This is a genomic window from Pseudomonas sp. NBRC 111124, assembly GCF_001320245.1.
Taxonomy (GTDB): Bacteria; Pseudomonadota; Gammaproteobacteria; order Pseudomonadales; family Pseudomonadaceae; genus Aquipseudomonas.
The window spans coordinates 163,206-176,240 of record NZ_BCBA01000002.1 but is presented as its reverse complement, the minus strand read 5'-3'; the positions used below and the strand labels follow the sequence as shown (position 1 = coordinate 176,240).

Annotated in this window: 9 protein-coding genes; 4 read left to right on the top strand and 5 right to left on the bottom strand. The window is 64.2% G+C overall.

Annotation, left to right across the window (positions count from 1 at the left end; translation table 11 throughout):
- Positions 1-70 precede the first annotated feature (70 nt).
- From APH28_RS01720 to wecB, 4 genes are read right to left on the bottom strand one after another with little or no spacing between them, the layout of a single operon-like run.
- Positions 71-910 (bottom strand): DUF4434 family protein, encoded by an 840-nt coding sequence (locus APH28_RS01720; protein WP_060507318.1) that lies wholly within the window; start codon positions 908-910, stop codon positions 71-73.
- On the bottom strand, positions 910-3,912 hold the full coding sequence (locus APH28_RS01715) for a phage receptor (protein WP_060507317.1): 3,003 nt from the start codon (positions 3,910-3,912) through the stop codon (positions 910-912). The genes APH28_RS01720 and APH28_RS01715 overlap by 1 nt, the downstream gene beginning before the upstream one ends.
- Positions 3,909-6,083: a cyclic di-3',5'-guanylate-activated glycosyltransferase NrfB gene (gene nrfB / locus APH28_RS01710; protein ID WP_060507316.1), complete on the bottom strand. Its 2,175-nt coding sequence runs from the start codon at positions 6,081-6,083 to the stop codon at positions 3,909-3,911. Before nrfB ends, APH28_RS01715 begins: the two co-directional genes overlap by 4 nt.
- On the bottom strand, positions 6,080-7,234 hold the full coding sequence (gene wecB, locus APH28_RS01705) for a non-hydrolyzing UDP-N-acetylglucosamine 2-epimerase (RefSeq protein ID WP_060507315.1): 1,155 nt from the start codon (positions 7,232-7,234) through the stop codon (positions 6,080-6,082). Before wecB ends, nrfB begins: the two co-directional genes overlap by 4 nt.
- A gap of 271 nt (positions 7,235-7,505) precedes the next feature.
- Here wecB and APH28_RS01700 point away from each other — a divergent pair, with 271 nt between their 5' ends.
- From APH28_RS01700 to yiaY, 3 genes are all read left to right on the top strand, one after another.
- Entirely contained in the window at positions 7,506-7,937 is a 432-nt protein-coding gene (locus APH28_RS01700; RefSeq protein ID WP_060507314.1) for a PACE efflux transporter, read from the top strand.
- 184 nt (positions 7,938-8,121) lie between these two features.
- Positions 8,122-9,684, top strand: a complete 1,563-nt coding sequence (gene ilvA, locus APH28_RS01695) for a threonine ammonia-lyase, biosynthetic (protein WP_082432237.1) — start codon at positions 8,122-8,124, stop codon at positions 9,682-9,684.
- Positions 9,685-9,762: 78 nt separating this feature from the next.
- Positions 9,763-10,911 carry an L-threonine dehydrogenase gene (gene yiaY, locus APH28_RS01690; RefSeq protein ID WP_060507313.1) on the top strand — a complete coding sequence of 383 codons (1,149 nt, stop codon included), beginning with the start codon at positions 9,763-9,765 and terminating at the stop codon, positions 10,909-10,911.
- 78 nt (positions 10,912-10,989) lie between these two features.
- Here the strand turns inward: yiaY and APH28_RS01685 are convergent, their stop codons facing one another.
- Positions 10,990-12,177 carry a hypothetical protein gene (locus APH28_RS01685; protein ID WP_060507312.1) on the bottom strand — a complete coding sequence of 396 codons (1,188 nt, stop codon included), beginning with the start codon at positions 12,175-12,177 and terminating at the stop codon, positions 10,990-10,992.
- 204 nt (positions 12,178-12,381) lie between these two features.
- Between APH28_RS01685 and APH28_RS29385 the strand changes: the two genes are divergently transcribed.
- Positions 12,382-13,008 carry an RHS repeat-associated core domain-containing protein gene (locus APH28_RS29385; RefSeq protein WP_082432236.1) on the top strand — a complete coding sequence of 209 codons (627 nt, stop codon included), beginning with the start codon at positions 12,382-12,384 and terminating at the stop codon, positions 13,006-13,008.
- The last annotated feature ends 27 nt before the right edge of the window (positions 13,009-13,035 follow it).

Sequence of the window (13,035 nt, the reverse complement as noted above, 5' to 3'; positions counted from 1 at the left end):
CCACAGGATCTCCACAGTTTTTGAAAACTGTGCAATCCCTGTGGGAGCGGGCGTGCCGGCGAACGCTGACTCAATTCTGTGGCAGAACACCTCTTGCCCAAGGCCGGTAGCGCAAGGCAAACACCGCCTCGGCATGGCACCCCGCATTGAGCTTCGGCTCCGCAGGCTCAGCCCGAAACGCCTGCCCCGGCGCGCTTACCTGGCGAAACGCCTCGCGCACCACGCCCACCCGGCATGGCAGCGCCTGCTCGTAGTTCTGGCGCACCAGCGGTGGCAAGCGCCCGGTCCCGGCGCCGTCCTGCCACCACACAGTCAAGCCCAACCCGGCCAGTTGATCCAGCCAGGCGCCATTGACCCGCGGTGCCAGTTTGCCGGCGCTGAACGCGCTGATGTGCAGCGGCCTGTCCAGCCGCCGGTTGAGCGCCTGCAACTGGCTGTACAGCGCCTCACGGCGGGCGGCATCGCGAAAGTGCAGGTCGTCCAGTTCCATGGGCAGGTACCAGCCGGCGACCGGCAACTGCCAGCCCTCGCGAACGTGCTGGTACTGGCTCAGCGAACGGCCCAGCTGCGACTTCCAGTAGGTGCTCAGGCCGTCACCGTCGAGCGCTTCGATGCGCTGGTAGTAGGCCGGGTCCATGTAGAGCCCAAGTACCAGCTCCAGGCCTTGGGCGTGGGCCTCGCGCAGGCTGTTGGCCAGCCAGCCCTGGGCGCCGCCGAAATCGCTGTCGCCATAGGCACTCCATTGCACGATCAGGGTCTTGCCGCCTTGCGCCTTGGTGGCGCGCCACAATTGCTGCCACTGCGCCGGGGTCACCGCGGCATCGCGGTTGAGCGGCTGGTAGAACAGGCGCTGGTCGGCCAGGACGGGCAGGCACAGGGCGAGCATGCAGATTGCCAGGAGCGTACGCATCAGAAGGTCATCTCCGCGCCAACCAGTACGCCATTGGCGCTCTTGTAGAGGTTGCCACCCAGCGACTGCTGGTATTCGGCGCGCACTTTCAGCGAGCCGCGGTAGGCGTTGTAGCGGTCGTCGTCGAACCACCACTGCCAGCGCACACCCACCCCGGCGCGGGCGTCCTGGCGCCAGTCGCTGCTCGGGTCCTGGCTGGAAAATTCGAAGAAGCCATAAGGCATGAGCGTCTGCGGCGAGTTGCCGGGCAGTTTCCAGGCGTGGCCCTGCTGGTAGCGCGACAGCCAGGCGTGGTCACCGGTGCGGGTCCACCAGGCGGCATCGAGATAGAGGAAGCGCTCGTTCCAGTCGTCCTCGTCGACCCGCCAGTCGTTGCGCCAGTCGCCCTGGTCGAGGAACGAGGCCGTGGCCCGCAGCAACAGGTCGTTGCTCGATTCGGCATGGTGGCGCAAATCGCCCCAGTTGCCGCCGACCTTGGCCGGGCTCAACAGCTCGCCCAGGCTCAGGCCGCTGTAATGGTTATCGTCGATCTGCCGCTGGTGGTACAGCTCGGCATACAGGTTGAGGTTGGCTTGGCCGAGCGGTTTGTAGCGCAGGCCGACGCCGGTGCCCATGCTCTGCGCGTAATCGGTGCGGCTCTGGCCACCGAACAGCACCCGGCCATAGACCGACAAGGTGCTGCCGTTGCGGCTGGGTTCCTCGCCCAGGGCGTGGTCCCACATGGCCAGCTGCACGTTCTGCGATTGCGCGCGCCGTGAAGTGCCGCTGCGCTGGCCGTTATCGAGGAACTTGTCGTTGGTCGAGGTGCCGGCGGGCGACCAGGTGCTGGCCAGGGTGATGGTGTCGCGCCGTGACAGGGTTTCGTGGGCGCGGCGCTGGCGGTACTTGCGGGCTTCGAGACTGCCGTATTCGTCATCGGCATCGACCAGGTTCTCTTCCACGTCGATCACCCGGCGCAGTTCGCGGCGGGCGGCGGCGCTGTTCTCGGCTTCGTCGTAGCGCAGGGCGAGGGTCTCGCCCAGGCGATAGTCCTCTGGGAAATCGTGGGTGGCGCGTTCCAGGTAGGGTATCGACTGGCGGCGCTGGGCTTTGTCCTGCGAGCCAGCCAGGCGCATGCCGTAATCGGCGCGGTAGCGCGGCTGGTTGGGCTCGAGGCGCACGGCCTCGGCCAGCCAGGCGGTGCTCTGCGCGCTATCGCCGGCCAGTTGCGCGGTGCTGGCGGCGGCATAGTAGTGGTCGGCGCGCGGGTTGTGCGCCAAGGCCTGGCGCTGGAAGCCCAGGGCCGCTTGCAGGTCGCCCTGACGTTGCGCGATGGCGGCGCCCAGCGCCCAGTCATCGGCGCTGTTGTGGGCGGCAGCCTCCCAGTAGCGGCGTGCAGCGTTGGCATCGCCGGCATTCAAGGCTCCGCGCGCGGCGGTCAGGCGGGCATTGTCGTTCCAGGCGCCGGGTGGCAGGTCGCGCCAGATCGGCAGCGCCGCTTCGGAATCGCCAGCGGCTTCCAGGGCATAGGCCAGGGGCAGGCGGTTGCCACTGTCGCCGAGGCGCTCGGCAGCCTGGTAGTAGACCACCGCTTCGCCGGGTTGATCGGGCATGGCGCAGCGGCCCAGGGCGCGGTACTGGCCGGCTTCGGTCGGGGTTGCCGGGATGGCCCGGCGCACGGCATCGCACTGGCCGTTTTCAGCCAGGCGGCCGAGCAGCTGGGTGCGGGTATTGGCGTCGACCCTGGGGATCAGCCCAAGCATGCGTTGGCTGTTCAGCGGGCCATCGTTGCGTGCATAGAGATTGCCCAGGCGCTGTAGCAGCGAAGGTGTCAGGCGCCCTTGGCGACGGTCGTAGGCCTGCTCCAGCAAGGTGCGGGCGTGCTCGCCCTGGCCTTGTTGCAGCAACAGGAATGTCGCTTGCTCCAGTGCCGCCAGGTCACCGCTTTGGCGGTAGCGTTTTTCCCATTCGGCGGCCGTGCGGGGTTGTGGCGGCTGCACCGGGTCGCCATACAGGCGTTGCTTGAGCACTGCATAAGCGCGCGGGTCTGCGCTGGCAGGGCAGTCCTTGAGCTGTTCGCGGGCAACGTCCGGGTCACGGCGTGACAACCAGTCGACGGTCTCCAGGCAAGGTCGCTGCAGCTCGTTGCTCAAGCGCCGCACCAGCGGTGCGTCATCACCTTCACGGGCCAGTTCCCACAACTGTTGGCGTTGCTCAGGTTGCTGCAACTGCTCGGTGGGCAATTTTTCCAACCAGCGCTGCGCCAGTTGGTTATGACCGACGGCGATGGCGCGGTTGGCCATGGCCAGGCGGGTCTGGTTGGCCACCGCAGGGGAGGGGGCGCTTTGCAGCAGCTTTTCCAGGCCCTTTTCGTCGACTTGCTGGACATAGGCGTTGGCGAGCCGCTGCCAGTCCTCTGGCGGCAGTTGGCCCTTGTCAGCCAACGGTTGGAGTTGGTCGATGGTTTCCTTCCAGTTGCGCAGCTGCTCAGCAAAGTTGGCCCGGGCCAGGCGCAACACCTGACCATCGTCGCGCGGCGGCAGCTGGTTGAGCCAGTCCAGGGCTTTACCGGCACCGCCGAACTTGGCCAGGCTCAGGCTGTAGGCCTGCCACAGACGCACGCGCTGGCTGCCATCGGCGCTGCCCAGCCAGGCTTCCACCTGGCTGGCCGGTGGCGGGTCTTGCTCGATCCAGGTCAGGCGCAGCTCCAGCAGGGCGTTGGCATATTCGGGGCCATGGCCGAGTTGCTCGGCCACGGCTTCGGCTTCCTTGTAGCGGCGTTGGTGCGCCAGCGCCTCGACCAGCAGCGCACGGGCCTCGTCGTTGTTCGGCACACGGCTGAGTACGTGGCGGGTGAGGCGTTCGACCTCGGCCCAGTTATCCTTCTTCGCTTCGCGGTAGCTGCGCTCCATGAACGGGTAGCTGGTGAAACGCTGGAATTCGGTCATCGGCGCCGCCTGGGTAGCCAGTGCGGTGGAGCACAGCAACAGGCCGGAAAGGGTGAGGGACAGACGCGGCTTCATGCCACCTCCCGGGTCAGGTCAAAGGCAGCCTGCTGTTCGCTGGCTTGTTCGGCGAGGGCCTGTTGCAGTACCGCTTCGGTAATGATGCCGCGGGCGATCAGGTGCTCGCCGAGGCTCTGATGCTCGGGGTCGAAATCGATCAGTGCCTGATTGAACAGGGTGACCGGGACCATGCCGCGTACCTGCAAGAGGGCGCCAAGCATCACCTGGTGGTGGCTGACCCGCTCGATCAGGTCGGCATCATCCTGGTGACGCTCCAGCACGGCCAGCATGTCGTGGGTTTCGGGCTTCTGCCATGGGCTCGGGTAGTGATAGCGCAGGCCCAGGGTGACCCGGCCCTGGGGCGCCAGGCGGCAGCTGACCGGGCGTTTCAGCTGGCGGCTGATCACCCCCAGCGACACCTGGCTGACCGGGCTCTCGCTGGCCAGCAGCAACGTGTTGCCATCTTCGCCGACCGGCAGCACGCCATAGTGGGTGGCCAACCGGCGTGGCAACTGGGCGATCAGTTGCGGATCGAGCTTGAACGGGTTGAGCGGAGCCCAAGGCAGGTCGAGCTGTTCGGCCAACGTCTGTACAAGCTGCTCGCTGGTCAGCCAGCCCCGCAGCAGCAGTTCACGGCCCAGGCGCCTACGCACCGGGCTGGTGATCGCCTGCTCCAGCTGTTCTTCGGTGATATAGCCCTTTTCCACCAGGCGATGGCCCAGCGGCGTACGCGCAGGCGAGGCCAGGGCGGGGAACTCGTGGGTGGTCTTGTCCCACGCCACCCGCCGCGAGTCGCCCATTTCCATGACCTGGCGCAGGGCGCGCAGGTTGGCGAAGAAGTTGACGAAGTTGCTCCACATCATCCGCGGCGCCGACAGCAGGCCCTCGAAGATGCCGTAATAGCGGGTGACGAACCAGCCACGCTGGAACAGGCGGTTGACCAGCATCAGACCGTTGAGCCAGAGCAGGGTGGTGAGCAGCTGGCTGTCGCTGAGGATTGACATGAAGCGCCAGGAATCCGGGGCGATCACGGTCACCAGCCACATGGCCAGCAGCACCAGCAGCAACAGGTTGACCAGGAAGCTCAGCAGGTAGGCGAACAGCCCCCGGCGATCGCGCCAGAGGAAGTAGTTAAGCGCGCCGGTACGGCTCCAGCCCAGGTTGCTGGTGCCCTGGAAGACGATACCGACGATCCACCGCGACTTCTGCCGGATGGCGTGCTGCCAGTCGCGCGGGAAGTGCTCGCGTACGCAGATCACCTGCGAAAACTCACGGCTCATACCTGGCCGCCACTCGTGCTTGAGGGCCAGCGCCGGGTCGGTGATGGAGTAGCGTGCGAAGATGCACTTCATGCCTTTCTGTTTCAGGCGGAAGCCTATGTCATAGTCTTCGGTCAGGCTCTGCACATCGAAGGCGATACCGTCGCCGTCTTCGAGCAGGGCGCTGATGGCGCGGCGGCTGAAGCAGGTGCCGACGCCGGCGCTGGGCACCTGGCCGGTCAGAGCCTCGCGCACGATCACGTCCTTGCCGTGGTTCTCGGCAAATTCGTCGACGTAGTGGCCGGCGGTGAAACCCTTCCATTCCGGCGCGTAGGGGTACACCGGGATCTGGATCATGTCCTTGTTCGGCAGCAAGTAGTTGAACAGGCGCAGTTCCATGGGCGAAATCACGTCTTCGGCGTCGTGCAGGATGAAGCCGGCAAACTCGATGCGGGCATCGTCCTGGAAGCGCAGGATGGCGTCGATGATGTTGTTCAGGCAGTCGGCCTTGCTGGTCGGGCCGGGGCGCGCGCAGACCACTTTGTGCACGTTAGGGTAATGCAGGCACACGGCGTCGACGTCGGCCTGGGTCTGTGGGTCGTTGGGGTAGGTGCCGACGAAGATCTGGTAGTTCTCGTAGTCGATGGTCGAGGCGGCGAGGCGCGCCATTTCGCCGACCACGCCCACCTCGTTCCAGGCCGGGACCATGATCGCCAGGGGTTTTTCCGGCACCTCGAACAGGCGTTTTTCATCGGCCTTTTCGTACTTGTCGTAGATGCGGAAACGCCGAATCAGCTTGCGGCCCCAGTAGCACAGGTCGATGAACAGGTCGTCCAGGCCAAGCAGGAACATCAGCGAGGCGAGGATGATTGCCAGGACCTTCAGGCCGAACAGCACATAGGTAAGGAAATCGATGAAGGCCAGGCTCATGCGTCATCTCGCTGGCTGGCCGTTTCCGCGAACCAGCGTGTCAGCCGTTCGGCGATGCGTTCGCTGGCATGGCCGTCGCCGAACGGGGTGTAGACCCGCGCCATGCGTGCATAGGCCACCGGGTCGTCGAGCAGCCGGCTGGTTTCCTCGACGATGCGTTCGGTCAGGGTTCCCACCAGCTTGACCGTGCCGCCCTTGAGCACGGCGGGCCGCTCGGTGACCTTGCGCAGCACCAGCACTGGCTTGCCCAGTGCCGGGGCCTCTTCCTGCACGCCACCGGAGTCAGTGAGGATGACCTGGGCGCGGTTCATCAGCCAGACGAAGTGCTGATAGTCCTGAGGGGCGACCAGGTGGATGTTGTTGCGGTTCGACAGCACGCCGTACACGGCCTTTTGCACCTGCGGGTTGAGGTGTACCGGGTAGACGAACTGCACGTCGGGGTAACGTTCGGCCAGTTGCGCCAGGGCCAGGCAGATGCGCTCGAAGCCCGGGCCGAAGTTCTCCCGGCGGTGGCCGGTAATCAGCACCATGCGCTGCTCTGCTCGCAACTTGCTCAGGGGCGAGTCGGCGGCGGGCTGCCATTGCCGTTCGGCCAGGTGATCGCGCATCCACAGCAGGGCGTCGATGACGGTGTTGCCGGTGACTTCGATGTGCTCCGGCGGCACGCCTTCGCGGATCAGGTTGGCGTCCGAGTCGCGGGTCGGGGTGAAGTGCAGGTCGGCAAGCACCCCGGTCAGGCGCCGGTTGGCTTCTTCGGGCCAGGGCTGCTGCAGGTTGCCGGTGCGCAGGCCGGCTTCGACATGGCCGATGGGAATGTGCCGATGAAAGGCCGCGAGGCTGGCGATGAAGCTGGTGGTGGTGTCGCCATGGACGAGCACGATGTCGGGCTTGACCTGTTCGTAGGCCTGGTCGAGCTTGTCCAGCAAGTCACGGGCAAGGCCGTTAAGTGTCTGGTTCTGGGTCATCACCTTGAGGTCTTGATCGACGCTCAGGCCAAAGGCGGTGAGTACCTGCTCGAGCATCTCGCGGTGCTGGCCAGTGGAACAGATATGCAGGTCGACCTCGGGCCAGGTGCGCAGCACGCGGGCCAGCGGGGCCATCTTGATCGCTTCGGGTCGGGTGCCGAACACCATCATGACGCTGTACGTCATCGTCTTGTTCCTCGTTCAATTCCCTGGACGAAGTGCGGCATGTCACCGCTTGCAAGTGATAGATACAAGCAGTCGCATGCAGGGTTGTCCAATGCGTGAGCGGATGAAGCCGTGTCAGGCAAGCAGGGGCGGGACGCCAGGGGAAGGGGATTGCAGAAACGATAAAGCTTAATAATTCCTGATTGAACGGTCAGTCAATAAAGTATTTCAGGCTTTTTCTTACAGCCTTCATCTTGTACTTTGGAAGGCCGTTTTTCGGATGGAGCTGAACATGCAAGGCAAGGCGCGCAAGGTGGTCCAGGCCATTCTCTACGAAGCCATCGCTGTGGCCTGCGTGGCGCCGGTGCTGGAGCTGGCGTTCGGGGCCGGGATGGCGCAGTCGACGGTGCTGTCGGTGCTGATGTCGGGCATCGCCATGAGCTGGAACATGGCCTACAACTGGGCGTTCGAGCGCTGGGAGGCGCGCCAGCGCAAGCGTGAGCGCACCGTGCTGCGCCGGGTCCTGCACGCGCTAGGCTTCGAGGGCGGGCTGGTACTGATCCTGCTGCCGTTGGTGGCGTACTGGCTGAATGTCAGCCTGTGGGCAGCGTTGCTCACCAACCTGGCATTGTTTGTGTTCTTCTTCGTCTATGCCTTCGTGTTCCAGTGGGGCTTCGACAAGGTCTTCGACGTGCCGCTGTCGGCGCAACAAGCAAAGTGTTGACTTGGCCAAGCCAGGCGAGATAACGTCCCATCCCATGAAAACCTTCCCGCACGTGAACGCCATTATTATTACCGCCATTATCAGCTTGGCGGGCTAGCGCGTACGTGCACCGAACCCGCCCTGGAGGCGGGTTTCTTCTCTCTGACTCCTGGGCAACGTGAAACAAGCCAAGGAGTTGCAATCGATGACCAGCCTCAACGTCAGCCCCCGTACACCCACCTGCGCGCAGCAACTGCTGTCGGAGCAGGTGCGCCGCATCCTGTCTGCGCCGGTATACGACCTGGCCATCGAGACGCCCTTGCAAGCCGCCCCCGCGCTGTCTGCCAGCCTCGGCAACCAGGTGCTGCTCAAGCGCGAAGACCTGCAGCCGACGTTCTCGTTCAAGATCCGCGGCGCCTACACCCGGCTGTCGCGCCTGACCGAGGCCCAGCGCAAACGGGGTGTGATCACCGCCTCTGCCGGCAACCATGCCCAAGGCGTGGCCCTGGCCGCGGCGCACCTGGGCATGAAGGCGGCTATCGTCATGCCCATCACCACGCCGTCGCTCAAGGTCGAAGGGGTGCGCTCGCGGGGTGGCCATGTGGTGTTGCACGGCGAGAGTTTTCCCCATGCCCTGGCCCACGCGCTGAAACTGGCCGACAGCGACGGGGCGACGTTCGTGCCACCCTTCGACGACCCGGACGTGATCGCCGGCCAAGGCACCGTGGGCATGGAGATCCTGCGCCAGCAGCCGGGTGCGCTGGATGCGATCTTTGTGCCGGTCGGCGGTGGTGGGCTGGTCGCGGGCATTGCCGCGTATGTGAAGTACCTGCGCCCCGAGGTCAAGGTGATCGGTGTCGAACCGGAAGACTCCAACTGTCTGCAGGCAGCCTTGGCGGCGGGCGAGCGGGTGATCCTGCCGCAGGTCGGCACCTTCGCCGATGGCGTGGCGGTGGCGCAGGTTGGCGCCCATTGCTTCGAGTTGTGCCGGCATTTTGTCGATGAAGTGGTGACCGTCAGCAGCGATGAGCTGTGTGCGGCGATCAAGGACATCTACGACGATACCCGTTCGATCACCGAGCCTTCGGGTGCCCTGGCTGTGGCCGGGATCAAGAAGTACGTGGCCCGCGAGGGTGTGCAGGGGCAGACCCTGGTGGCCATCGACTCCGGCGCCAACGTCAACTTCGACCGCCTGCGCCACGTGGCCGAGCGCGCCGAGCTGGGTGAGCAGCGCGAGGCGATCATCGCCGTCACCATCCCCGAACAGCCCGGCAGCTTCCGGGCCTTCTGCCAAGCCCTGGGCAAGCGGCAGATCACCGAGTTCAACTACCGCTATTACCCAGGCAAGGAAGCGCGCCTGTTCGTCGGCGTGCAGACCCACCCGCTGCACGACCCGCGCGAGCAGCTGCTGGGCAGCCTGCGCGGGCAGGGCTACAACGTGCTCGACCTGACCGACAACGAACTGGCCAAACTGCATGTGCGCCACACCGTGGGTGGGCATGCAGCCCCAGGAGCCGATGAGCGGGTGCTGCGCTTCGAGTTCCCCGAGCGGCCTGGGGCGCTGCTGGGCTTTTTGGAACGGCTGGGCAAGCGCTGGAACATCAGCCTGTTCCATTACCGTAATCACGGGGCGGCTGAAGCGCGGGTGTTCGCGGCGTTGGAAGTGCCGGCCGACGAGCAGGCCAGCCTGCTAGTGGCACTGGACGAAATGGGCTACCGCTACTGGGACGAAACCGCTAATCCGGCGTACCAGCTGTTCCTTGGCTAACGTTGCTCTGGATCAACATCAGGTGCATTGAACGGGCGGATCCTCGTGAGTAGACAGACCCACCAGGAGGATCCGGTCATGAGCAGCACATTCTTCATCCCGCCCGTCAACATCATGGGCATCGACTGCCTCGACGAGGCCATGGCCGCGATCGCCGGTTATGGCTTGCGCAAGGCGCTGATCGTTACCGACCAGGGCTTGGCCAAGGCCGGCGTCGCCGCCCGCATCGGCCGCATGCTGGCCCTGCAGGATATCGACTCGGTGGTGTTCGATGGCGCCAAGCCCAACCCCAGCATCGCCAACGTCGAGGCCGGCCTTGCGGTGTTGCAGCGTGAGCGTTGCGACTGCGTGGTGTCGCTGGGTGGTGGTTCGCCCCATGACTGCGCCAAGGGTATTGCACTGTGCGCCACCAATGGCGGGCATATCAGCGACTACGAGGGTGTCGACCGCTCGCGCAAGCCGCAGCTGCCACTCATCGCGATCAACACTACTGCGGGCACGGCCAGTGAGATGACCCGCTTCTGTATCATCACCGACGAGGCGCGGCACGTGAAAATGGCCATCGTCGACCGCAACACCACGCCGATCCTCTCGGTCAACGACCCGGCACTGATGGTCGCCATGCCCAAGGGGCTGACGGCAGCCACCGGCATGGATGCCTTGACCCACGCCATCGAAGCCTATGTATCCACGGCAGCCACGCCGATCACCGATGCCTGTGCGCTCAAAGCCATCAGCCTGATCAGCGAGAACCTGCGCCAGGCGGTGAACGACGGTAACGACCTGCAGGCACGTGAGAACATGGCCTACGCGCAGTTCCTGGCCGGCATGGCGTTCAACAATGCTTCGCTGGGGTACGTACATGCCATGGCGCACCAGCTGGGCGGTTACTACGATTTGCCCCATGGTGTATGCAATGCCGTGCTGCTGCCCCATGTGCAGCGCTTTAATGCCAAGGTCAGTGCCGCGCGCTTGCGCGATGTGGCCAAGGCCATGGGTATCAAGGTGTGTGGGCTGGATGCGGAGCAGGGCGCGGGGGCGGCGATTTCGGCCATCGAGCACCTGGCAGTGGCGGTGGGTATCCCGGCGGGGCTGGCGGAGCTGGGGGCCAAGCTTGAGGATGTCGGCATTCTGGCGGAGAACGCCTTGAAGGATGCCTGTGGGCTGACCAACCCGCGGTCGGCCAGCCAGGATGAGATCGAGGGGATCTTCCGGGCTGCGTTCTGATAGTCAGGGATGTGTGGCTGCACCGGCCTCTTCGCGGCTAAAGCCGCTCCTACAGCCGCGAAGCAGGCGACGCGGCCTTCAGCGCTCACGCATGAAGAACCCGGCCACATACTTGCGGAAGGTCTCAAGGCTCTTGAAGTCCGCGTAGCGCTTGAAGTTCTCGGCATCGGGCTCCGGCCCGATCGGCTTCTCCAGCAACGACACCGACAGGACCCGGTCCTGATCCGAGGTCAGCACGAGCTCATCCATCACCTGCCCACCGATCACCGGGCGACGCATCTGCACTTTCACGCCTTTGCTCGCCATCCAGTCGATCAGCGAGACCAGCGCCTTGAGCGGTTCACGCTCTTCGTCACGGTACACCGGGAACAGGTGCGCGCGTGACAGCACCGGCACACTGGCCACGTGGATCAGTTCGTAGAAGTGGCTGCCCGCTGTGGTCGGTGAGTACAGGGCCAGCGCCAGCAGCGGGCCTGACGTACGGCTGCCACCCCAATACAGATGATGCCCCTGGAAATCGAAACCGTCTTCGCTGCGGTTGTTGAAAAGCTTGCGCCCCTTGATCTGGTCGACGCAGTCCAGCAGCAGGCCATGGCGCCGGTGGTTGCCGAACACCGTAGCTTCACGCAGGCGGGACTTGAGCATCATCATGTGCTTCATGTCCAGGCGGGTTTCCAGGTAGTTGCTGGCCGGCACCCTTTCGAGCAACGGGTAGCGGCTGGCGACACTGCGCAGCTCGGCGAACTGGCCGGTGAGGTCCTTTTTCAGGTGTGTGGCGTAGAGGTTCAGGCCGCTGGTCTCGATCCAGGTCAGCAGCAGTGACAACAGGCGCTGCTGTTCGCGGCGTTCGGTACCGTCGGCCGTACCGCTACTGGCATCGCTGGCGCTGCGGTAATCACCGATCAGGCGCAGCGGGGTGTCTGGTGCCAGCCAGGCGGCAGGCACCGCCGGCTCGTCTTCACGCTCGCTGGCTTCGCGTTCGTCCTTGGTGAACGGGCAGCCGGGCGCATGCTCGGCGGTGCCCGGGTTGTTCTTCAGAAAAAGCGTGCCGGTGCTGCCATTGAGGGTGATATTGAGCACTGGCAAGGCGTCCTTGCGGCAATCGCAGGCCAGCCACTGGTTGGCGCTGCGTACCTTCATCAGCAGCTGGTTGGCCTGCAGCAGGCGCGGCCCGGCGAGGCTGCCGGTGGCGAAACCGACCAGCAGTTCCTCTTCGGCCTGGGTCAGGCTGCGAACCTGCGCGGCGGTTTTGTCGATGATTCGCATGAAGCAGCTCCAAGCTACGAGCCTCCAGCTTCAAGCAAACGCGCGTCGCTTTCAACTCTGTGCTTCACAGACTGTCATTTCTGCCAGTTGAAACTGGACGTTTGATTATTCAATCTCAGTCTGACTTCCAAGCTGGAATTGTTCTTGGCAAGGCCGTCATCGCTGCAGGGACAATGGCCGAGCCCCTGACGTGAGGATACTCTAATGAAGATAAGCCACTTCCGATATACGCCGTATGGCAGCCTAGGGCGCAATGCCGTGCATCCGTTACACCTGGGATTAAATGGCCAGCGACTGGATGAGGTAACAAACTGTTATCCACTGGGGAACGGGTATCGGAACTACAGCCCTGGGATTCGGCGATTCGCAAGCCCTGATAGTCTGAGCCCTTTTGGCAAGGGAGGCAGAAACGCTTATGTTTATTGTGAAGCAGACCCTATTAACAACACTGACCCGTCAGGGCATTTCATCAAGCCCTTGTTGCGGGCGATCGCACCTTACACTGGCTTTTCATCCACTGGAGCTGCATTAGCCGGTGTAAGGGCTTTATGGCGCGCAAGAAATTTCTACAGCATGACTTGGGGTGCCCTTGCTGTTGCGGCGGAGGTTACATCGAAGGTCATTCCTATGAACCCGCTCACGAAAGCTACGGTGGAAGTTCTAGGGACTATTAGCGCTTTTAACGCGGTGGCCAGTGAACAAGTGGCAGTGCCAACGCCGAACCAAATGGTAGGCCCGATGGTAGACCATATGGTTGCGCTGGCCGACAGTTTAGAGCGGGGTAATCAGAGATTTCAGCGTAGTGGAGGTGACATACGTAGTGGACTGTAAGGCAGGCCACGTAACCGCTGCGATGTC

Coding starts and splice junctions, on each gene's coding strand:
- APH28_RS01720 (WP_060507318.1), bottom strand. CDS start 910: ATGCGTACGCTCCTGGCAATCTGCATGCTCGCCCTGTGCCTGCCCGTC.
- APH28_RS01715 (WP_060507317.1), bottom strand. CDS start 3,912: ATGAAGCCGCGTCTGTCCCTCACCCTTTCCGGCCTGTTGCTGTGCTCC.
- nrfB (WP_060507316.1), bottom strand. CDS start 6,083: ATGAGCCTGGCCTTCATCGATTTCCTTACCTATGTGCTGTTCGGCCTG.
- wecB (WP_060507315.1), bottom strand. CDS start 7,234: ATGACGTACAGCGTCATGATGGTGTTCGGCACCCGACCCGAAGCGATC.
- APH28_RS01700 (WP_060507314.1), top strand. CDS start 7,506: ATGCAAGGCAAGGCGCGCAAGGTGGTCCAGGCCATTCTCTACGAAGCC.
- ilvA (WP_082432237.1), top strand. CDS start 8,122: ATGACCAGCCTCAACGTCAGCCCCCGTACACCCACCTGCGCGCAGCAA.
- yiaY (WP_060507313.1), top strand. CDS start 9,763: ATGAGCAGCACATTCTTCATCCCGCCCGTCAACATCATGGGCATCGAC.
- APH28_RS01685 (WP_060507312.1), bottom strand. CDS start 12,177: ATGCGAATCATCGACAAAACCGCCGCGCAGGTTCGCAGCCTGACCCAG.
- APH28_RS29385 (WP_082432236.1), top strand. CDS start 12,382: ATGAAGATAAGCCACTTCCGATATACGCCGTATGGCAGCCTAGGGCGC.